This window comes from Azospirillum sp. Sh1 (assembly GCF_008365135.1).
GTDB classification, from domain to species: Bacteria; Pseudomonadota; Alphaproteobacteria; order Azospirillales; family Azospirillaceae; genus Azospirillum; species Azospirillum oryzae.
The window spans coordinates 37,980-58,838 of record NZ_VTTK01000026.1 but is presented as its reverse complement, the minus strand read 5'-3'; the positions used below and the strand labels follow the sequence as shown (position 1 = coordinate 58,838).

The 20,859-nt window shown below is 68.6% G+C and carries 15 protein-coding genes and 1 pseudogene; 13 read left to right on the top strand and 3 right to left on the bottom strand.

Going from position 1 to position 20,859, the window contains the following annotated elements; translation table 11 throughout:
* Positions 1–158 precede the first annotated feature (158 nt).
* Positions 159–527, top strand: a complete 369-nt coding sequence (locus FZ029_RS22725; protein WP_149197678.1) for a DUF2934 domain-containing protein — start codon at positions 159–161, stop codon at positions 525–527.
* 4 nt (positions 528–531) lie between these two features.
* Here FZ029_RS22725 and FZ029_RS22720 read toward each other — a convergent pair whose 3' ends face one another.
* Positions 532–1,851, bottom strand: coding sequence for a L,D-transpeptidase family protein (locus FZ029_RS22720; RefSeq protein WP_149272050.1), 1,320 nt, complete (start codon positions 1,849–1,851; stop codon positions 532–534).
* A gap of 380 nt (positions 1,852–2,231) precedes the next feature.
* Between FZ029_RS22720 and FZ029_RS22715 the strand changes: the two genes are divergently transcribed.
* Positions 2,232–2,876 (top strand): DUF882 domain-containing protein, encoded by a 645-nt coding sequence (locus tag FZ029_RS22715; protein ID WP_149272049.1) that lies wholly within the window; start codon positions 2,232–2,234, stop codon positions 2,874–2,876.
* Positions 2,877–3,496: 620 nt separating this feature from the next.
* Here FZ029_RS22715 and FZ029_RS22710 read toward each other — a convergent pair.
* Positions 3,497–3,748: pseudogene (locus FZ029_RS22710) on the bottom strand (helix-turn-helix transcriptional regulator); the annotation flags it as partial.
* A 542-nt stretch (positions 3,749–4,290) separates the two neighbouring features.
* A complete protein-coding gene (locus FZ029_RS22705; RefSeq protein ID WP_247892451.1) occupies positions 4,291–4,971 on the bottom strand; it encodes a hypothetical protein in 681 nt (226 codons plus the stop codon).
* Positions 4,972–5,179: 208 nt separating this feature from the next.
* Here FZ029_RS22705 and FZ029_RS22700 point away from each other — a divergent pair, with 208 nt between their 5' ends.
* The 11 genes from FZ029_RS22700 (at position 5,180) to FZ029_RS33335 (ending at position 20,749) form a co-directional block, all read left to right on the top strand.
* Complete coding sequence (locus FZ029_RS22700; protein WP_149272048.1) at positions 5,180–6,652, top strand: dynamin family protein; 1,473 nt, start codon at positions 5,180–5,182, stop codon at positions 6,650–6,652.
* Positions 6,653–6,759: 107 nt separating this feature from the next.
* A complete protein-coding gene (locus tag FZ029_RS22695; RefSeq protein ID WP_247892450.1) occupies positions 6,760–7,650 on the top strand; it encodes a transporter substrate-binding domain-containing protein in 891 nt (296 codons plus the stop codon).
* Positions 7,651–7,802: 152 nt separating this feature from the next.
* Positions 7,803–8,252 (top strand): type II 3-dehydroquinate dehydratase, encoded by a 450-nt coding sequence (gene aroQ, locus FZ029_RS22690; protein WP_149197253.1) that lies wholly within the window; start codon positions 7,803–7,805, stop codon positions 8,250–8,252.
* A 22-nt stretch (positions 8,253–8,274) separates the two neighbouring features.
* Positions 8,275–8,724 carry an acetyl-CoA carboxylase biotin carboxyl carrier protein subunit gene (locus FZ029_RS22685; protein ID WP_109151492.1) on the top strand — a complete coding sequence of 150 codons (450 nt, stop codon included), beginning with the start codon at positions 8,275–8,277 and terminating at the stop codon, positions 8,722–8,724.
* Positions 8,725–8,743: 19 nt separating this feature from the next.
* On the top strand, positions 8,744–10,084 hold the full coding sequence (accC, locus tag FZ029_RS22680) for an acetyl-CoA carboxylase biotin carboxylase subunit (protein WP_149197676.1): 1,341 nt from the start codon (positions 8,744–8,746) through the stop codon (positions 10,082–10,084).
* Positions 10,085–10,583: 499 nt separating this feature from the next.
* Positions 10,584–13,067, top strand: coding sequence for a methyl-accepting chemotaxis protein (locus tag FZ029_RS33970; protein ID WP_149272047.1), 2,484 nt, complete (start codon positions 10,584–10,586; stop codon positions 13,065–13,067).
* A gap of 211 nt (positions 13,068–13,278) precedes the next feature.
* Positions 13,279–15,801 carry a PAS domain S-box protein gene (locus tag FZ029_RS22670; RefSeq protein WP_149272046.1) on the top strand — a complete coding sequence of 841 codons (2,523 nt, stop codon included), beginning with the start codon at positions 13,279–13,281 and terminating at the stop codon, positions 15,799–15,801.
* Positions 15,798–17,459, top strand: a complete 1,662-nt coding sequence (locus FZ029_RS22665) for an ATP-binding protein (protein WP_149272045.1) — start codon at positions 15,798–15,800, stop codon at positions 17,457–17,459. Before FZ029_RS22670 ends, FZ029_RS22665 begins: the two co-directional genes overlap by 4 nt.
* On the top strand, positions 17,459–17,896 hold the full coding sequence (locus FZ029_RS22660) for a response regulator (protein ID WP_149197249.1): 438 nt from the start codon (positions 17,459–17,461) through the stop codon (positions 17,894–17,896). Before FZ029_RS22665 ends, FZ029_RS22660 begins: the two co-directional genes overlap by 1 nt.
* Positions 17,897–17,908: 12 nt before the next feature.
* Positions 17,909–19,312: a diguanylate cyclase gene (locus FZ029_RS22655; RefSeq protein ID WP_149272044.1), complete on the top strand. Its 1,404-nt coding sequence runs from the start codon at positions 17,909–17,911 to the stop codon at positions 19,310–19,312.
* 18 nt (positions 19,313–19,330) lie between these two features.
* Positions 19,331–20,749 carry a response regulator gene (locus FZ029_RS33335; protein ID WP_211104193.1) on the top strand — a complete coding sequence of 473 codons (1,419 nt, stop codon included), beginning with the start codon at positions 19,331–19,333 and terminating at the stop codon, positions 20,747–20,749.
* Positions 20,750–20,859: the final 110 nt, after the last annotated feature.

Sequence of the window (20,859 nt, the reverse complement as noted above, 5' to 3'; positions counted from 1 at the left end):
GGTGGGAGCAAAGGCCTGTGAAGAGGCGTGTCGGAACCGGTGGGGGAGCGACGGGGTTCATAAGGGGACCGGCGGAGCGGCCGGGCGTCGGAACGGGCGCCGCCGGCCGCTCCGCTTTCCCTCTTTGGAAGGCCCACCCGTGAATGGAGACGACCCGTATGGCCGAGGATTTGGAAAGCCGCATCCGTCGGCGCGCGCATGAGATTTGGGAAGGCGAAGGCCGCCCGGAAGGCCGCGACGCCGCCCATTGGGAACTGGCCAGCGAGGAGATCGCGATCCAGGACAATTACCGCGACACGCTGAAGCCCAACCCGGCCGGCGGTCCGGAAGCGACCGCGATGCGGACCGAGCCGGTGGAGCCGGTGCTGAGCATCGCCAATCAGGGCGAACAGCCCGGCCTTGCCGACCAGGGTGAAGAGATGGGCATCCCTATGCGCGGCGACCGGGAGGTTTGGCCGACGCCGGAGGAAGCGGCCTCCACCGCCGTGCCGCCCAACCGCAGCAAGAAGACGCGCCGCCGGGGATAGCCCCTCAGACGCGGGACTTCTCCGCCATCCCGCCGGCCGTGCCGCTCGTGCCATCGGGCATGGCGGCGCGGCCGGTGTCGGCCGGCGTCACCGCCGGGATGGTCGCCGGGGCGGTTGCGGGCGCGACGGCCGGAAGCGAGCCGGGCGCCGGTTCCACCGCCGGGGCGGATGCGCCGACCGGCACGTCGTCCAGGCGGTCGTAGATGTCCGGATGCAGGCGGACGGCGCCGTCGGCCTCGACCGTGGCGATCCAATAGACGAACTGGACCGGCATCGGCGTGGCCAGCTTGACCCACTGCGGCTGGGGCTTGCTCAGCATGCGGTCGATCCGCGCCGGGGTCACGGTGGTTCCCTGCAGCAGCAGCTCCGCCAGCCGGCGCGGGTCCTCCAGCCGGACGCAGCCGGAGCTGATGGAGCGCAGCTCGCGGGCGAACAGCCGCGGCTCGTTGGTGCCGTGCAGATAGATGTCGTAGGGGTTGGTCAGGTTGAAGCGGAACCGGCCGAGCGCGTTGTGGTCGCCCGGCTGCTGCACGATGCGGACCCGGCCGGGCGTGACGTCGTGCCAGTCGACCGTTTCCGGCGCCACCTCCTGCCCGTCGAGATAGACGATGGCGTTCTGGATGCCGGGCACGCCCTTGGCCCGCAGCATCGGCAGCTTGTCTTCCTTCAGGACGGTGGGCGGCACGGTCCAGGTCGGATTGACGATGACGTGGGTGATGCGGTCGGTCAGCAGCGGCGTCTCGCGCGACGGCCGGCCGACGATGGCGCGCATCGTCAGCTCCTCCTCCCCGCCGCGCACCAGCGTGGTGGTCTGGTCGGTCAGGTTCACCACCAGGACATTGTCGGGGGCGGTGTCGCGGAAGCTGCGCATGGCGACGGCGCTCTGCCGCATCAGCGCCGCGGCCTCGGCCGGCGTGCGGTCCAGGGCGGCGCGGGTGCCGGCGCCCACCAGCCCGTCCGGCTTCATCCGCTGGGCGAGCTGGAAGGCCTTGACCGCACGGTCGATGTCGGCGGTGAAGACCTCCGACACCTTGTCGGCCGACAGCAGGCCGAGTTCGACCAGCCGCTGCGACAGCCGGCCGACGCGCTCGCCGCTGCTGCCGAGCTTCATCAGGCCGCCTTCGCCGATCCGGGTGGAGGGCTGCACCGGGTTGCGGTCCAGCTCCACGGCGGCGGCGTCCAGCCGGTCGGCCCATTGCGTCAGCGTGTCGCGGTAGGGCAGGGCGTCCGCGGGGCCGACGCCGAGCAGCGCCAGCGCCGATGCGGCAGCGAGCGCCAGCATGGCCAGCTTGCGGGGCTTGCGGAGGTCGGCGGAAACGGTCATGTCGGATACCCTCTGTCACAGTGGGCCGGCTGTGCGTACGAATGAACGCGCCGCCGCCCTTTCGAACAATTTATGCAACGCAATAATGGAAGGCGAGGCGTGCGGCGCGAAATTCCGTCGATCATTCTCCCGGTGTGATCTTCCTGCCGCCGTCCTATGACCTGCCTATGCAAGAAGGTCACAGTGCAGAATTTTTTGGTTGCCTCGACCGATGACCTTCCTTATACGGATACCCGTCCGGAGACGATTCACACCAGACGGGACGCTTCGGACCAGCGTTGGTCATAAGGTTATACCAGCCGCGGGCGCCACGCGACCCGCCAAACGCCGAACGGCCACAGCGTAGAACGGCCAAAAACGTAAAACGACGAGGTTCGGGGATGCATTTGGGGGATGACGAGCGTGCCGCTCCGGCCATCGGTCGGCGCGGGTTCCTGGGTTTTGCCGCCGCGGCGGTAACGTCGGCCCTTCCGGCCGCTTCGGGATTGATGACGGGGGTCGCCACCAGCGTGGCGACGGGTGTGGCGACGGCGCCGGTCCTGTTGGGGTCGGGCAGCGCGGAGGCCGCTCCCCTTGCCGGCAGCGTCCGGCGCATCAGCCTGCACAACATCAACACGCAAGAGCGGTTCGACGGCGTCTATTGGGCCGACGGCCATTACAAGCCGGATGCGCTGCGCAAGCTGGACGTGCTGCTGCGCGACCATCGGGCCAAGCAGGTCTGTCGTTACGATCCGCGCCTGTTCGACCTGCTCGCCCGTGTTCACCAGAGCGTCGGGTCGGACGATCCGTTCGAAGTGATCTGCGGTTACCGCTCCCGCCGCACCAATGCGATGGCGCGGCGCCGGTCGCGCGGGGTGGCGAAGGAAAGCTATCACACCCGCGGGATGGCCATCGACATCCGCCTGCCCGACACCCAATTGCGCGCTATCTCGGAGATGGCGAAGGCGATGCAGTCGGGCGGCGTCGGTTACTACCCGCGCAGCGGCTTCGTCCATCTCGACGTCGGCCCGGTTCGCAGCTGGTAGGCACCCGTTCGACGGGTTGGCGGCCGGTCGTCACAACCGTCGCCCCGGGTGCGTCATTCCATGCAAAAAGGCTCCGCATCGATCGATGCGGAGCCTTTTTGATGTGCGGATGACATGCCGGAGTCCTGTCGGTCGTCCTGTCGCCTTCAGCTTCGCGGCGACGGCTTGGTCGCACGCAGGATGTCGGTCGGATCCCAAACCGCGCCATGACGGCGGCGTGCCTTGCTCTCGCTGGAGCCATCGGCGGGTTTCACCGGCTTGATCCGCGGCGCATCGCTGCGGACCATGCGGCCGGCCTTGCGGGCGTTTTCCCTCTCCGGGGCCACGGCGACGATTTCGCTGCCCGCCAGGCTGCTGCCGCCATCGGATGACTGCATCGGGTCCTGGGACGTCGATGAGTCGGGATCGCCGTCCTCGCCCTCGTCGGGGCCTTCCGGCGGCTCCTTGATTTCCGGTGACAGGGCGGAGAGCAGCGACAGCATCTCGTCGGACACATGGGAGGGGGCGGCGCGCCACAGGCGCAGAAGCCGCGCCTCGCGCCGGCTGATCTGGGTGTCGTTGTCGTCCGACTCCTGAAAGCCGCCGCGCGAGCGGCGCAGGCCGTCGGCATCGCTGTAGGTGTCGAAGAAAAAGCTCACCGGAACATCCAGCACCTGTCCGAGGCGGTACAGGGTTCCGGCCGATATGCGGTTGGAGCCGCGTTCGTATTTCTGAACCTGCTGAAAGGTCAGGCCGATCGCCTCGCCGAGTTTTTCCTGGCTCATTCCCAGAAGGGTCCGGCGCATCCGCACGCGCTGCCCGACATGGGCGTCTACAGACCAGGATTCCGGCGATCCGCGTCGTCCTCTTTTGCGCGCCGTCGGTTCACTCATGTCCATTGGTCTCCGATGCCCAGTCTTCCGCAGCCTCTCTTTGCGAGAATGAAAAGATTGTTCACACATTCCTTGGGTATGTTCAAGAGAAAACTTTTGAATATTGGTGCACGACCGCCATATTCCGATAGGCGTCGATGGTGCCGCAGCATTCGCGAGAGTTGTGCTGTTACAGCTTTGTATTATTCCGCAGGCGATGAGGATCAAATGCCAGAAGGGCTTGTCCGATCCCTGCATTCAACCCTTTTGCGGAAATCCCGGAATCTTCCGGCTCGCCCAATGGTTGGGTCGACAGCTTTTTGTTTACAGGAATTCGACAATCGTGACCGGATAGAGTTTGCACTGCCACAAATGGTGATCAGAAACCTTCTGGTTGTGGTAAATATTCGGACGCTTGCAGAACAACTTTCTGTTCGACAGGCCGATACACCGCGTCACGCATCGGCGATCGGCTGTCGCGGCCCGGCACCGTTGGTCGGACCATTATTAATACATAATTAACCATATCAGCGCGGCGCCGATCGGCGCCCGATACGGCGGATTCAGGGCCGCGGGGGCCGTGGTGCGTGACTGTCCGTATCGGCCTTGCCGCCACTCCCCTTCCGGGCGTTGGCCCGGAACGCTGGCGCTGCTGCCCAGGGACCGCCGGCGGCGGCAAACCCCTCCACATGGTCGCGCAGCTTCTGAACCTGGGACGGGGTGACGCTGCGGCCGAAACGGGACTTCAGCAGGGCGGCAAGCGCGCCGCGGGTCGGGCGGACACCGTCGGCCGACAGGGTGCGGTAGGCGACGAAGGTCTCGGCATAGAGGCGGATGCGGTCGGGCCGCGCGCGCAGCTGCGCCGCCTGGGCGGAGGCGTCGCGGTTCAGGTGGTCGACCAGCCGCTCCGCCGCCTGCGCCAGGGTCAGGTCGGGCAGGGCGGCGGCCGGCTGCTCCGGCGGTTCGGGACGGCCGATAGAGTCGCGCAGGCGGCGCCGCCGCTGGCGCTCGCGGTCGCCGGCGCGCAGCCGCTCGGCATAGGCCGGGTCGGCGGCGCGGCGCTCGGTGCGGCTGCGGTTGGAGCGGGCGGCGCGCTCCGCCTCGCGCGCCAGCAGCATCGGGTCGCGCAGCAGGAATGCCAGTTCTTCGGCGGTCAGCCGATGCTCGGGCTCCGGCCCGGCGGGCAGGGAGGCGGAAGGACTGTCGCGGTCGCCGTCGGTGTCGTCCATCGCGAGGGAACGCAAAGATCGGCCACCTTGTTCCCTCACCCCGCCGGCCCCCCGCCAAACGGTCCGCCCAACGGCCCGGCCGGAGTCTCCGCATGGATGATGAGGGAGATTTCATGTCCGGTGCCGGTCCCGCCCGTGCTAGAGAAAGCCCGTCCTTATTCGGGCCGCCGTCCTCTCCCCGGCCCGTCTTCCCGGCCCGTGCAACAGTGGAATTCGCCCGCCCATGACCCCCCGGCAAGCCCTTCAGCAGCGCCTTGCGGCCTTGGATGCCCATCTGCGCGCGGAAAACCCCAACCTGCTGCCGGTCCTTCCGACCTTCCGCGCCTTCGACCGCATCCTGGCCGGGCTTGGGCTGATCGACCGCCATGAATCGCTGACCACCCGCATCCCCTGGTGGCCGATGGTCGCGGTTCTCGGCACCTTCTCGGCCGGCAAGTCGACCTTCCTCAACGGCTATCTGGGCGAGGTGCTGCAGAACACCGGCAACCAGGCGGTCGACGACAAGTTCACCGTCATCTGCCACGGGCCGGAGACCCGCAAGGAGGCGCTGCCCGGCACCGCGCTGAACGCCGACCCGCGCTTTCCCTTCTACCGCATCGCCGACGAGATCGAGAAGGTCGCGGCCGGCGAGGGCAAGCGGATCGACAATTACCTGCAACTGAAGACGCTGGCCGGCCCGCGGACCAAGGGCAAGATCTTCATCGATTCGCCGGGCTTCGACGCCGACGACCAGCGCCGCTCGGTCCTGCGGCTGGTGGACCATATCGTCGAGCTGTCGGACCTCGTGCTGGTCTTCTTCGACGCCCGCCATCCGGAACCGGGCGCCATGCAGGACACGCTGCGCCACCTGGTCGCCAAGACAGTCAACCGCGCCGACGCCCGCAAGGTCTGCTACATCCTCAATCAGGTCGACACCACGGCCAAGGAGGACAATCTGGAGGCGGTGTTCGGCGCCTGGCAGCGCGCCATCGCCCAGGCCGGGCTGGTGTCGGGCCGCTTCTACGCCATCTACGACCAGCGCTCCGCCGTCGACATCCAGGATGACGGCCGCCGCGCCCGCTACGAGGCGCGCCGCGACCACGACCTTGCCGAGATCCACACCCGCATCAACGAGGTGGAGGTCGCCCGCGCCTATCGCATCATCGGCTCGATCGACAGCCTGACCAAGGAGCTGGAGGGCGAGGTGCTGCCCAAGCTGCGCGAGGCGATGGCGACGTGGCGCCGCCGCGTGCTGACCGGCGACGTGGTCTGGGGCGCGCTGCTGCTGGTGTTGCTGGGGACGGTGGTGCAGACGGTGGGCGGCGGATTCGGCGCTTTCGTCGGCTGGATGTTCGAGAATGCCGACGGCGGGCTTCCGCTGCACCTGATCGGCACCGCCGTGCTGCTGGGCGGGCTGTTCCTGGCCGGGCATTTCAAGATCCGCCAGTTCTTCGCCCGCCGCATCGCCTTGTCCTTGAGCGACCGCTTCGGCGACGTCGACCTGGACCTGAGGGCGGCCTTCCTGAAGAACACGCGCTTCTTCCGTTCGATCTTCGCCAAGCAGCCGGCCGGCTGGGGCGGGCGGGCGCGCAGGGCGATCTTCGCCATCCGCGAGGCGACGGCGGTGCATGTCCAGCGTGTCAACGACCTCTATACCGATCCCGCCGGTCGCCGCGCCCGGGAAGCAGCGCCGGGCCCGGCCGCCGCGGCGGAATGACCGCGGGCCGTATAGGACCTCGGCCACCCTTTACAGCACGATGGATGGGTCGTTAGATCTGTGCTCGACCGCCGGACGGCGGCGCGGGACTCACCGGTGGACGGCCAGTGGACGTGCGGGAATCGGCAAGCGGCGCGACAGGCGGGAGGGGGCGGACGGCGCTGGGCGCCGTCATGGCCGGGCTGCTGCTGTGCGCGGCGCCTGTTCGGCCGTCGGCACTGGAGGCGCATTCCCGCGCGGGCCCCGATATGGCCCCGGCGCCGGCGCCCTACACCGGGCTGGATCTGGTGACCGGCAATGATTACGCCCCCTACACCGGCGAGGATTTGCCGGGCGGCGGTCTGGTGACGGAGCTGGTCCGCCAGGCCTTCGCGGTCGGCGGGCGCAGGTACGATGTGCGCTTCATGCCGTGGAAGCGCGGCTATGACGGCGTGGTCTTGGGCCGTTTCCTCGCCACCTTCCCCTATGTCCGCACCCCCGAACGGGAGCGCGAGGTGCTGTTCTCCGACCCGGTGGTCGAGGTGCGGCAGTTCGTCTATCTGTCGAGGCGGTCGGCGATGGAGTTCCATGGCCGTGGCCGCCCCGGCGCCGAAGGCGGCTCCGACGGCGTGACGGACTTCCGCGGGCGGACGGTCTGCCAGCCGGTCGGCTACGCCCTGCCGGCCGAGTTGGAAGAGCTGGTGCAACTGGGGCGGCTGACCCGTCACACGCCGTCGGACCTCGGCGCCTGCATGCGCATGGTGGCGGCCGGCCGGGCCGATGCCCTGGTGATCGACGAATACAGCGCCGCCGCGGTCATCGCCCGTGCCGGTCTGACCGAAGAAATCCGGATATCGGAGCAGCCCTTCGCCTCGGTGACCCTGCATCTGGTGGTGGGGCGCGCCACGCCGGGGGCGGAAGCGATGGTCGCCGCCTTCAACGACGGGCTGAAGACGCTGAAACAGCAGGGGGTTTACCGCCAGCTGCTGGCCGCCCACACGGTTCGGCCTCATCCCTGATTTCCCTCGCTTTCGCGCGGTCTTTGGGGTGGCGAGGTGATTTTCCGGCCTGATGCCGCGCTTTTCCGCGCCATAGGCCCCCGTCGCCATGGACAGGACGGTGCTTCGTGCTATAAACGCGCGGTTTCGATCATGGAAAAGGGGCGCGGGCCGTGGCCATCGACGCGTCGATTCTGGTCCTCAACGGGCCGAACCTCAACATGCTGGGCGTGCGGGAGCCGCAAATCTACGGGTCGATGACCCTGGACGACCTGGAGGCCTCCTGCCACGAGCGTGCCGATCAGCTGGGTCTGACCGTGGATTTCCGGCAGTCCAACCACGAAGGCGAACTGGTCTCGTGGATCCAGCAGGCGCGCACGGAGAATGACGGCATCGTCATCAACGCCGGCGCCTACACCCACACCTCGGTCGCGATCATGGACAGCCTGATTCTGTCGGAGCTGCCGGTGATCGAGGTCCATCTGTCGAACATCTTCAAGCGCGAGCCGGTCCGCCATCACTCCTACATCTCGCCGGTGGCGAGGGGGATGATCTGCGGGTTCGGGCCGCACGGGTATCTTCTGGCGCTGGACGCCATCGCGAACATCATCGACCGCGATTAAGGAAACGGGAACGACTGACATCATGGCGAGCTTCGACATCGACGGCGATCTGGTCCGCAAGCTGGCGGACCTCCTGCGTGAGACGGGCTTGAGCGAGATCGAGTTCGCCGAGGGCGAAAAGCGCATCCGCGTCACCCGCCCGACCGCCGCCCAGACGGTCGCCGTCCAGGCAGCCCCGGTCCTGGCGGCCGCCCCGGTCGCCGCCGCCGCGGCTCCGGCGGGCAAGCCGGTGAACCATCCGGGCGCGGTGACCTCGCCGATGGTCGGCACCGCCTATCTGGCGGCCGAACCGGGCGGCACGCCCTTCGTCCGTCCGGGCGACGTGGTCAAGGCCGGCCAGACCATCATGATCATCGAGGCGATGAAGGTCATGAACCCGATCAAGGCCCCGCGCGGCGGCACCGTCGCCGAGGTGCTGGTGTCCGACGCCCAGCCGGTCGAGTTCGGCGAAGTTCTCCTCATCATCGAGTAAGCGGGGCATTCCCTTGGCGATGTTCGAAAAGGTCCTGATCGCGAACCGTGGTGAGATCGCTCTGCGCATCCACCGCGCCTGCCGCGAGATGGGGATCCAGACCGTGGCGGTGCATTCCACCGCCGACGCCGACGCCATGCACGTCCGCCTCGCCGACGAAAGCGTGTGCATCGGCCCGGCGTCCGCGCGCGACAGCTACCTCAACATTCCGGCCATCCTGTCGGCGGCGTCGATCACCAACGTCGACGCCATCCATCCCGGCATCGGCTTCCTGTCGGAAAACGCCCAGTTCGCGGAGATGGTGGAGGAGCACGGCTTCACCTTCATCGGCCCGACGCCGGAGCATATCCGGATCATGGGCGACAAGGTCACCGCCAAGAAGACGGTGATGGAACAGGGCCTGCCGGTGGTGCCCGGCTCCGACGGTCCGGTGACGTCGCTGGAAGATGCGGAGAAGGTCGCCCACGAGACCGGCTATCCGGTGCTGATCAAGGCGGCGGCGGGCGGCGGCGGCAAGGGCATGAAGGTCGCCCGCAACCCCGACCAGCTGAAGGAAGCCTATCAGCTGGCCCGTGGCGAGGCGCGCGCCGCCTTCGGCAACGACGAGGTCTATCTGGAGAAGTATCTCGGCCACCCGCGGCACATCGAGATCCAGCTCCTGGGCGACACCCACGGCACCTGCGTGCATTTCGGCGAGCGCGACTGCTCGGTCCAGCGCCGGCACCAGAAGGTGATCGAGGAGGCGCCGAGCCCGGCGCTGAACGCCGAACAGCGCGCCTTCATCGGCGATCTGGCGGCGAAGACGGCGGCGGCCATCGGCTATCGCGGCGTCGGCACGATGGAGTTCCTGTACGAGGACGGGCAGTTCTATTTCATCGAAATGAACACCCGCCTGCAGGTCGAACACACCATCACCGAGATGATCACCGGCATCGATCTGGTGCGCGAGCAGATCCGCGTCGCCGCCGGCGCGCCGCTGGGCTATGGCCAGTCGGACATCCGCTTCGAAGGCCATGCCATCGAATGCCGCGTAAACGCCGAGAACCCGGAGACCTTCATGCCGTCGCCGGGCAAGATCGACGGCTATCACGCGCCGGGCGGCCTGGGCGTGCGCGTCGACTCGGCGCTGTATGACGGCTACCGCGTGCCGTCGCATTACGACAGCCTGATCGCCAAGCTGGTCGTCCACGGCACCACCCGCAACGAGTGCCTGATGCGCCTGCGCCGCTCGATCGAGGAATATGTGATCGGCGGCATCCAGACCACGCTGCCGCTGCACGACCGCATCATCGCCCAGCAGGCCTTCATCGACGGCAATTACGACATCCATTGGCTGGAACAACTGATGGCGAAGTCCTGACAGCGCCGCGTCTATATTACATACCCGCAAATGCTGCGGCGAATTGTCGCAGTGTTGAAAGCCCCTCCCTTAAGTCGAGAGAGGGGCTTTTCTTTTATGAAGTTTCGCTGATGAAGCCGGTTCTATTCTCCGGCCGCGATTCGGTCCTTTGCAATCTGGCAATCCGACGGTTCGCCCGCGCTTTTTCTCGCAAACTGCGACGCTGAATGCATATGACCCCGCCGGACGGCGGCAGCCCGCCGTATCCTCGGGCGTTGCCGTCCATAGGGGTTATCCCGGAAGTCCGCTTTTCGGCCGGCCGCGCGTGCATGGCACACCTCTTGCTGACTTGATCTGCATCAGTGCGGGGCGGTGCCTACCCAGAGTAGACGAAACTCCATTCCGTTAGCTGTGCCGAACCATCGCTTCCTTCCGGTGGCGTTGTGTTCCCCTGGTCCGCATCCCGGTGGCTCTCCCATTGCGCCGCCGAACCTGCCCCCTGCCCGACGAGGTTCCGTCCATGCGTCTCAATGAACCGATCACCGACCGCGAAATCGAGATGGAAGACGGCGTGCTGCTGGTGTCGCGAACCGACACGGGCGGCCGCATAACCTTCGTCAACAAGGCCTTCGTCGACATCAGCGGCTATGCCGAAGACGAGTTGATCGGGGCTCCGCACAACCTGATCCGCCATCCCCACATGCCGAAGGAGGCCTTCGCCGACCTGTGGGCGACGATCAAGGACGGGCGGCCGTGGGAAGGGCTGGTGAAGAACCGGACCAAGACCGGCGACTTCTACTGGGTCCGCGCCAACGTCACGCCGGTGGTGGAGGACGGGACGGTGACCGGCTTCATCTCCATCCGCACCAAGCCGTCGCGCGAGCAGGTGGCGGCGACGGAACGGCTCTATGCCGACATCCGCGAAGGACGGGCGGGCCATGTGATGGTGCGCGACGGACAGGCGGTGGCGCGGGGCGGCGCCGCGAGGCTGCGGCGCTGGATGACCAGCATAACCGGGCGGCTGACCCTGATCTTCGCCTTCATGGTCCTGTCGATGCTGGTGGTTGGCGGCGTCACGCTGCGCGGCATGTCCGACAGCAACGCCTCGCTGAAGACGGTGTATGAGGACCGGACGGTTCCCGCCGTGCAGATCGGCGAGATCCTGGACCATATGCGCGACAATGTGCAGACGCTGCAGCACCTCATCATCGACGCCCGCGACGGCACCGATCCCAAGGTGATGGCCGGCCGCGAGCAGCGCATCTTCGCCAATGCCGCCACCATCGACCGGCTGTGGGCGGACTATCTCACCACCTACCTGACGCCCGAGGAGAAGGAGCTGGCCGAGCGTTTCGCCAAACAGCGCGCCGCCTTCTTCAACGACGGGCTGAAGCCGGCGGTCGAGCTGGCGCGCCAGGGCGATTCGCTGCGGCTGGAGGTGCTGGTCCGCGACCGCATCGATCCGCTGTTCGAGGCCGCCTTCCGGACCAACAAGGACCTGCTGCAGCTGCAGCTGTCCGTGGCCCGAACCGAATATGAGGGGGCGCTGGCGGATTTCCGCTGGCATCTGGTCTTCGCGGTGGCCGCCGGGCTGGCGGTGCTGGTGGCGGCCGTGCTCTGCGGCTTCATGCTGCTGCGCACCGTGCGGCGGCCGCTTGCCGACTTCTCGGCCGATTTCGACGCCATCGCCCGCAACGACCAGGCCCACATCATCGACCTGCCGGCGGCGGTCGAGTTCCATCCCATCGCCGGGCAGCTGCGCGGGTTGAAGGCCCGGCTGTGCTACGCCGTGCAGGAGCGTGTCGAACGCGCCCGCCATGCCGACGAGGAGCGCCGCCGCGCGCTGGAGGCCATGGCCTCCACCGTGGAGCGCGAGGCCGGCCGCGCGGTGGAGGAGGTGGCCCAGCGCACCGGCGCCATGGCCAACGACGCCGAAGGCATGTCCGGTTCGGCCGAGCGGGTCAGCATCAACGCCCAGACCGTGGCGTCGGCTGCGGGCCAGGCGCTGGCCAACGCCCAGACCGTCGCCGCCGCCAGCGAGCAGCTGGCCGCCTCGATCCGCGAGATTTCCTCGCAGATCGCCCATTCCAACGCGGTTACCCGCCGTGCGGTGGAAAGCGGCCACCACACCCAGGCCACCATCCGCTCCCTGTCGGAGACGGTGGCGAAGGTGGGCGAGGTGGTGAATCTGATCCAGTCCATCGCCGGCCAGACCAATCTGCTGGCGCTGAACGCCACCATCGAGGCGGCGCGGGCGGGGGAGGCCGGCAAGGGCTTCGCCGTCGTGGCGCAGGAGGTGAAGAACCTCGCCAACCAGACCGCCGCCTCCACCGAAGAGATCACCCGCCAGATCACCGCCATCCAGTCGGTGACCGATCAGGCGGTGCAGGCGGTGGAGGAGATCGGCCAGACCATTGCCGAAATTGACCACATCGCCGGCTCGATCGCCGCGGCGATGGAGGAGCAGTCGGCCGCCACCCAGGAGATCAGCCGCAACGTGGTGGAGACCTCCACCGCGGCGCAGGAGGTGTCCTTCCGCATCGCCGCGGTGTCGGAGGAAGCCGACCGCACCGGCGAGCAGGCGACGCAGGTCAAGCACGGCTCCGGCGACGTCGCCCGCTCCATCGAGAGCCTGCGCAAGGTGCTGGTCCGCATCGTCCGCACCTCCACCGGCGACGCCGACCGCCGGCGCAAGCCGCGCTATCAGGTGGACGAGACGGGGACGCTGCTGATCGACGGCGACCGTCTGGCGGTGACCGTGCGCAACCTGTCGATCGGCGGCGCCATGATCGACCCGGTGACGGCCACCGACGGCCGTTCCCTGGCGGGCGCCACCGGCAAGCTGCGCTTCGACCGCTATGGCGCCGAGGCGACGGTCGCGGTCAAGGCGGTGGAGCATAACCGCATCCATCTCGCCTTCGATGGCGAGACGATGTCGCGCGACTTTGTCCGGGCCGTCGAAATCGCCACGAAGGATCGTCCGCCGGTCGACGTGGCCGCCTGAACAATTCCGGCAGTGTCCGACGCCCCACCAACAGTGTTCGGCACGGAACTTTGCGTGTCTTTTCCATTCCCTAGGTTGAGGTGTGCTCCTCTGTGACAATTTTGCAAGGGAGTCCTTAGGGGGTGAAGGGGTATTGTTAGACTTGTCGCCGGGATCCTGTGCTCGCTCACGTGTCCCGCCGCTTGCACGGAATCGAGGGCCGGCCGCATCCATGGTCAACACCACAGCCTTGTCCCCCCCGATGGAGTGTCCCGAGCAGGACGCTCCCCGGTCGGGCCGCTTCCAGCCGGTCGCCGGCCCCTCCGATACCGGGTCGTCGAACGCCATGCCGGGGACCGGACGGACGCTCCGCACCCGCCTGCGCTGGCGGCGCGGCCGGCAGGCATCGGCGGTTCCGCGGCTGTATCAGGCGACCGACGCCGCCGGCGACGGGCTGTGGGATTGGGACATGGCCAGCGGCGCGGTGTGGTACAGCCCGCGATGGCAGACGATGCTGGGCTTCACGCCGGGCGAGGTGCCGCCGCATGTCGAATTCTGGCGCTCCCGCGTGCATCCCGAGGACCTGCCGCTGGTCGAGTCGGTGCTGGCGGCGCATCTGTCCGGCGAGCGACCGGTCTATGAATGCGAGCACCGGGTCCGCACCAAATCGGGAGCGTGGCTCTGGATTCTCGACCGCGGCCGGGTGGTGGCCTGGGACGAGGAGCGCCGTCCGTCCCGCATGATCGGCACCCATGTCGACATCACCGCCCGCAAACGGATCGAGGAGGAACTGGCCGAAAGCCGCCTGCAACTGGACGCCATTCTCGACAACGCGCCGGTGGGCGTCCTGCTGGTCGACCGCGACCGGGTGATCCGCCGCGTCAACAAGTCGGTGGCCGCCACCTTCCAGCACCGGTTGGAGGACATCGTCGGCTGCAGCGCCCGCGTCATCTACGGCGACGACCGGGTGTTCGAGGAGTTGGGCCGGCGCGCCTATCCGTATATGCAGGCCGGCGGCCAGTTCGACGAGGAGGTGGTGATGCGCCGCGCCGACGGCGCCGACATCCGCTGCCGTCTGATCGGCCGATCGGTGAAGGCGGGCGAACCCGAGCGCGGCTATGTCTGGGTGGTGGAGGACGTCACCGTCCGCTGGCGCGCCGAACAGGCGCTGAACGACCGCGCCGGTTTCCAGCGCGTGCTGCTGGACACGGTGCCGGTGCCGATCTTCGTGCAGGACGTGATGGGCCATTACGTCGACGCCAACAGCGCCTTCGAACGCTGGATGGGCATCGACCGGCAGGCGCTGTTCGGCCGCACCGTCTTCGATCTCGCCCCGCCGCACATCGCCGAGGCCGACGAGGCGGTGGACAAGGCCCTGCTGGCCGACCAGAAGCCGCAGAGCTACGAGACGCAGCTGCGCTGCGCCGACGGGACGCTGCGCGACGTGCTGTTCTCCAAGGCGGTCTACTGCCGGACCGGCGGCAAGCCGGCCGGCATCGTCGGCGCGGTGATGGATATCAGCGAGCGCAAGCATGCCGAACAGGCGCTGCTGGAACGGCAGCAGCTGTTCGAGCAGATCTTCGTCGCCAGCTGCGCGGTCAAGCTGCTGGTCGACCCGGCCGACGGGCGGATCGTCGACGCCAACCCGGCGGCGGCGGAGTTCTACGGCTACCCGCTCGACCGGTTGCGCAGCATGCATGTCCAGGACATCAATGCCGCCCCGCGCAGCGTGGTGGAGCGGGACCTGCATCACGCGGGCAGCGCCGGGCAGCGGCATTTCCAGTTCCGCCACCGGCTGGCCTCCGGCGAGATCCGCGATGTCGAGGTCTATATCAGCAACATCGTCGTGCATGGCCGCACCATGCTGATGTCGCTGGTCCACGACATCACCGAACGCTGCCTTGCCGCCGACGCCCTTCGCCGCAAGACGCGGGAGCTTGAACGCTCCAACGCCGAGCTGGAGGCCTTCGCCTACGTCGCCTCGCACGACCTGCGCCAGCCCCTGCGCGTCATCACCAGCTACCTGACCCTGCTGGAGCGGGGATTGGGCAAGTCGCTGGACGAGGAGGCGCGGGAGTGCATCGACTTCGCCCGCGACGGCGCCCAGCGCATGGACCGGCTGATCGTCGACCTGCTGGAATATTCGCGGGTCGGGCGCAAGGCCAAGCCCTTCCGGCCGGTGCCGCTGGAGGAGCCGCTGCGTCTCGCCCTGCTGAACCTGGAGGTGGCGGTGCAGGACGCCGGCGCCACGGTGACCGTCGATATTGCCGGCGATGCCATACCGCCGGCGGTGGCCGGTGATGGTGTGGCGCCGGCAGTGGCCGGCGACGACAACGAGCTGATGCGGCTGTTCCAGAACCTGATCGGCAACGCGGTGAAGTACCGCGAGCCCGGCCGTCCGCCCATCGTGCGCGTCGCCATGGCGGCGGATCGGCAGGACGGCGTCGCGGTCTGGCGGATCGACATCCGCGACAACGGCATCGGCATCGCCGCCGAGGACCGCGAGCGGGTCTTCGGCATCTTCCAGCGTCTGCACCGCCGCGACGAATATGAGGGCACCGGCGTCGGTCTGGCGGTCTGCAAGAAGATCGTCGAGCATCACGGCGGCCGGCTGTGGGTCGACGATCCTCCTGCCGATGAGGCGGACGACCTGCGCGATGAGGACGGGCGTCCCTGCGGCAGCCTGTTCCGCATGGTCCTGCCGGCCCTGGATGCACAGGGAGAGACGGGCGGGGAGGCGCCGAGCCCGCCATGACGGTGCAGCAATCGTCCGCCATGCGCCCGCCGCTTCCGGTCCTTCTGCGCAGGCTGCTGTCCGACGGACGGCGCATCTGGAAGCTCGCCGCCGTCCAGGCGGCGGTGACGCTGGTGCTGGTGCTGAGCTATCTCTGGATGGGCGACGTCTATGTCCGCGTCCTGGTGGCCGAATACCGCGCCAGCGCGGCGCTGACCGCCTCTTCGCTGGCCAGCACCCTGTCCAGCGCACTGAACGAGCGTCTCGCCCTGGTCCGCGGCCTGACCGCCTTCGTCGAGGTGGCATCGGGCGCCGGCAACTTCGCCGACCAGTTCCCGCGCTATGCGGAGAGCCTGCGGCGCTCGGTGGTGGGGGTGCGCAACATTTCCGCCGCTCCGGATTTCGTGGTCCGCATCGTCTATCCGGTCGAAGGCAACGAGAAGGTCCTGGGCAACGACCTGCTGAAGGACGCCCGTCCGGGCTTCGCGGAGACGGTGCAGCGGGCGATCATCAGCCGCGACGTGACCATCCACGGCCCGGTCGGCCTGCTGCAGGGCGGGCGGGGGCTGATCGCCCGCCAGATCGTCTATGGGCTGGATAAGGGGGGGCCGGCCAAGCCCTGGGGCGCGGTCGGGCTGGTGTTCGATGTCGACGCGATTCTGAAGGAGGTGCGGTTCGACCGGGTGCCGCCGCATCTGACCTTCGCCCTGGTGACCGATGCCGGGCAGCCGGTGGCCGGCGATGCCCTGGCGTTGAGGAACGACCCGCTGGTCGAGGGGATCAACCTGCCGGAAGGCCAGTGGGATCTGGCGCTGGCTCCGCGCAGCAGCTGGGAGGGGCTCGCCCATGCCGACCCGGCCTTCCGTGGGTTCCAGGCCGCCTTTCTGCTGCTGGCCCTGCTGACGGAGGCGATCACCTTCATGGCTGTCAGCCGCCGTTATTCGCTGGAACGGCAGGTCGACCTGCGCACCGCCGAGCTTGGCCGCACCAAGAACGAGCTGGAACAGTTCGCCTATGCCGCCGCCCATGACCTGCAGGAGCCGCTGCGCGCCATCGCCAGCTATGCCCAGCTTCTGGAGAAGCAGCAGAAGGGCAGGCTGGACGACGAGAGCGAGGGCTTCATCCGCGAGATCGTCGAGGGTGCCGGACGGCTGAAGATGCTGTTGCGCGACGTCCAGCTGTTCCTGGCGGAGGACCGGGTGCCGCTGGGCGGCGTCGTCGCGCCGGCGGGCGACGCGCTGAAGGCCGCCCTGACGGCGCTGAAGCGGCGCATCGCCGAAGCGGGGGCCACCGTGACGGCGGCGGACCTGCCGGATGTGCAGGGCGACGAGCGGCGCCTGCGCGAGATCTTCATCGTGCTGATCGGCAACGCCATCGAATACCGCCATCCCGACCGCCCGGCGGAGGTTCACGTCTCCCACCGGCGGGTCAATGGCCATGACGTGATCGACGTGCGCGACAACGGCATCGGCATCGACCCGCGCTACCGCGACCAGATCTTCGAGGTGTTCCGGCGCCTGCATTCGCGGGACGAGCATCCCGGCACCGGCATGGGGCTGGCCATCGCCCGCAAGATGGTGGAGCGGCTGGGCGGCCGCATCACCGTCGTCTCCAGCCCCGGCATCGGCAGCGTCTTTTCCATCCATCTGCCCACCCCCGCCTTCCGAGGATTCCCGTGATGCAGGACCTGACCACCCCCTTCGAGATCCTGCTGGTCGAGGACGATCCTGCCGACGCCGGCCTCGCCAAGCGCGCTTTGCGCGATGGGCGCATCCTGTGCAACGTCTCCCATGTCCGCGACGGGGTGGAGGCGATGGAGTATCTGCGCCGCCAGGGCTCCTTCGGGGCCGCCGCCCGCCCGGACCTGATCCTCCTCGACCTCAACATGCCGCGGATGGACGGCCGCGAAGTGCTGCAGGAAATGAAGGCGGACGACGAGCTGAAGACCATTCCGGTGGTGATCCTCACCACATCCGACGTCGACCGCGACGTTAACGCCAGCTATCTGCTGGGCGCCAACAGCTTCATCACCAAGCCGATGGACATGGACGCCTTCTTCGATGCGGTGAAGAGCATCGAGGAATACTGGTTCCGCGTCGTCCGGCTGCCGCGGTGAGGGAGGTCCGCCATGTCCATCGCCTTGTCCCGCAAGCCGCTTTTATCCAGCACGTCCGATCGGGAGGACGGCCGCACCGCCATCCTGCTGGTCGAGGATGACGATGCCGACGCGCGGCTGGTCACCCGGTCGCTGACGCCCTATGCCCGCCGCGCCAGCGTGGCGCGCGCCACCTCGCTGAAGGAGGCGCGGGCGTGGCTGCACCGCAACGCCTGCGACGTCGTGCTTCTCGACCTGTCGCTGCCCGACAGTTTCGGGCTGGAGACGGTGACCCGCCTGCACGCCGACGCGCCGTCGCTGCCGCTGGTGGTGCTGACCGGCTATGACGACGAGGATTTCGCGCTGGATATCCTGGCCCACGGCGCGCAGGACTATCTGGTCAAGGGACAGACCGACGGGCCGCTGATGTGGCGCGCCGTCCAGCACGCCATGGCCCGCAAGCGGCTGGAGGAGGAGCTGCGCCTGTCGGAGGAGCGGCTGCAGGGCATCATCGGGCTGGCGCAGGACGCCATCCTGACCACCGACGCCAACCTGAACATCACCCTGTTCAACCGGGCCGCGGAAAGCCTGTTCGGCTATGACGCCGACGACATCCTGGGCCGTCCGCTGTCGCTGCTGATCCCCGAACGCTTCCGGCCGGACCATGACGCGCACATCGCCGATTTCAGCGTGTCGGAGCTTCAGGCCCGGGTGATGACCAACCGCCGCGAGGTCCTGGGCCTGACCGCCGACGGCCAGGAATTCCCGGCGGAGGTGTCGATCGCCAAGCTGCACCATGCCCATGGCCTGCTGTTCACCGCCGTGATCCGCGACGTGTCGGAACGCAAGCGGGTGGAGAGCGAACTGCGCCGCATGGCGACCACCGATCCGCTGACCGGGCTGAACAACCGCCGCCGCTTCCTGGAACTGGCGGAGGTCGAGATGGCGCGGTTGCGCCGCTATGGCCGGGCGGTGTCGGTGCTGATGCTGGACATCGACCGGTTCAAGGCGATCAACGACACCCACGGCCATGCGGTGGGCGACCATGCCCTGGTCAGGCTGGCGGAGGTCTGCCGCGACGAGCTGCGCGACACCGACCATATCGGCCGGCTGGGCGGCGAGGAGTTCGCGATCATCCTGCCGGAAACCCCGCTGGCTTCGGCGGCGGAGGTGGCCGAACGGCTGCGCCAGCGTCTGGCGCTGGCCGAGGTGCCGATCGTCCCCGGCGACCGTGGGCACGGTAGCCTGCGCATGACCGTCAGCATCGGCGTCGCCATGTGCGGCGACGAGGATTCCAGCATCGAACGCGCGCTGGGCCGCGCCGACCGGGCGCTGTACGAAGCGAAGGCGGCGGGCCGCAACCGCATCGTCGTCAGCGACGGCTATCCGGGTCCGGCCTTCGCCTCCGCGTCCGGCCCCATCTCGATGGCGAGCTGACGGCATCTTCGAGGAAAAATGACCGAAGGACCCATGACCCAGCGGACGGCTGAAACGGCGGCAGTAACGGCGAAGACGCCGGAGCCGGTTCTTCTTGTGTCCTCGCAGGCGGCGCTTGCCCGGCGCTACGCTCCGGTCTTCGGGGCGCTGGCGCGGGTGGAGACCGTGGCCGCGGCGCTGGACCGCCTGCGCGGCGGTGGTGCGGCGTCGGGCGAGACGGTGGTGCTGCTGGACGCCCCCGCCGTGGCGGCGGTCGAGGCGCTGGCCCGGCTGGATCCGGCGCCGGCGGTGGTGGTCCTGCTGCCGGACGGCGAAGGGGATGGTCAGGGTGACGCGCGGGGCCAGGACGTCGCCGGCTTCATCGCGGCGGGGGCGCAGGATGCCTTGCCGGCCGGCGACGTCACTGCCGGGTGTCTGCGGGCCGTGGTGTCCGCCACCCGCCGGCGGCAGATGCGGGAGAACCGGTTGCGGCTCGCGCTGGCCGAAGCGGAGCGGGCGCGGGGAGAGGCCCAATCGCTGCTCGATGCCGCGGGCACCGCGGTGGCGGCGGCGCTCGACCCGATGATGGCGCTGACCTCGGCCGCGCTGGAATCGCCGCTGCTGCCGCGCCAGCAGGAGCGGCTGGTCGCGGTCCAGATGGCGGGGGCCGCCCTGCGCGCCACGCTGTCGGCCCTGCGACCGGTCGGGCGCGAGGCCGCTGTGGAGGAAAGCCTGACGCTCGCGGCGCTGGCGGACGGCGTCCGGGCGGCGACGGTGGAAAGCGGGGCGGAGGAGTGCTTCACCGGCGATGCCGCGGCTTTGCGGGCGCTACTGTCCCTGCTGACGGCGGAGGCGGGGGCTTCGGTGTCGCTGGCGTTGCGCCCGGCCGGCGACGGCGCCGAGCTGTCGGTGCGGCGCCGGGTTGATGCGCGGCTGCGCCCGCTGCTGCTGGCGGCGATCCAGCCGGCGCTGCGGCGGCTGCGAGGGCGCCTGCTGCCCGAAAGCCCGGAGAGCGGGGCGGGGGAGGGGGTGGTCATCCGCATTCCCGTCCGCCGGATGGAGCGGCCGGCCGCCCTGTCGGTGCTGTTGGTGGAGGACAACCCGATCGGCCGCCTGGTCGCCGCCGGCTTCTTCAAGGCGCTGGGCCATGCCGTGACGACGGCGGACGATGGGGCGCAGGGGCTGGCCGCCGCGACGGACAAGCGCTTCGACCTGATCGTGATGGACATTCAGATGCCGGTGATGGACGGCCTTGAGGCCTCCCGTGCCATCCGCGCCCTTCCCGGCGAGGCCGGCCGCGTGCCGATCGTCGCGCTGACCGCCGGCACCGATGCCGAGGACGACGCGCAATGCCGCGACGCCGGGATGGACGACTGCCTGCACAAGCCGCTGACCATGGACCGTCTGCGTGCGGTGCTGGAGCGCCTGTTCCCCGGCCGGGTGCAGGTCGGCGGATAGCGGCGCGCGGTACAAATTGTCGAAAATTTTACAGAGCCAAAACCATATTCCACTCCATGGTAACCGAGCATCGGTTGCCGGCCGCCGGTTCGGACGGTATCAGTGGAAAG

Coding starts and splice junctions, on each gene's coding strand:
- FZ029_RS22655 (WP_149272044.1), top strand. CDS start 17,909: ATGTCCATCGCCTTGTCCCGCAAGCCGCTTTTATCCAGCACGTCCGAT.
- FZ029_RS22685 (WP_109151492.1), top strand. CDS start 8,275: ATGGCGAGCTTCGACATCGACGGCGATCTGGTCCGCAAGCTGGCGGAC.
- FZ029_RS22700 (WP_149272048.1), top strand. CDS start 5,180: ATGACCCCCCGGCAAGCCCTTCAGCAGCGCCTTGCGGCCTTGGATGCC.
- FZ029_RS33970 (WP_149272047.1), top strand. CDS start 10,584: ATGCGTCTCAATGAACCGATCACCGACCGCGAAATCGAGATGGAAGAC.
- FZ029_RS22665 (WP_149272045.1), top strand. CDS start 15,798: ATGACGGTGCAGCAATCGTCCGCCATGCGCCCGCCGCTTCCGGTCCTT.
- accC (WP_149197676.1), top strand. CDS start 8,744: ATGTTCGAAAAGGTCCTGATCGCGAACCGTGGTGAGATCGCTCTGCGC.
- FZ029_RS33335 (WP_211104193.1), top strand. CDS start 19,331: ATGACCGAAGGACCCATGACCCAGCGGACGGCTGAAACGGCGGCAGTA.
- FZ029_RS22720 (WP_149272050.1), bottom strand. CDS start 1,851: ATGACCGTTTCCGCCGACCTCCGCAAGCCCCGCAAGCTGGCCATGCTG.
- FZ029_RS22660 (WP_149197249.1), top strand. CDS start 17,459: ATGCAGGACCTGACCACCCCCTTCGAGATCCTGCTGGTCGAGGACGAT.
- FZ029_RS22715 (WP_149272049.1), top strand. CDS start 2,232: ATGCATTTGGGGGATGACGAGCGTGCCGCTCCGGCCATCGGTCGGCGC.
- FZ029_RS22670 (WP_149272046.1), top strand. CDS start 13,279: ATGGTCAACACCACAGCCTTGTCCCCCCCGATGGAGTGTCCCGAGCAG.
- FZ029_RS22725 (WP_149197678.1), top strand. CDS start 159: ATGGCCGAGGATTTGGAAAGCCGCATCCGTCGGCGCGCGCATGAGATT.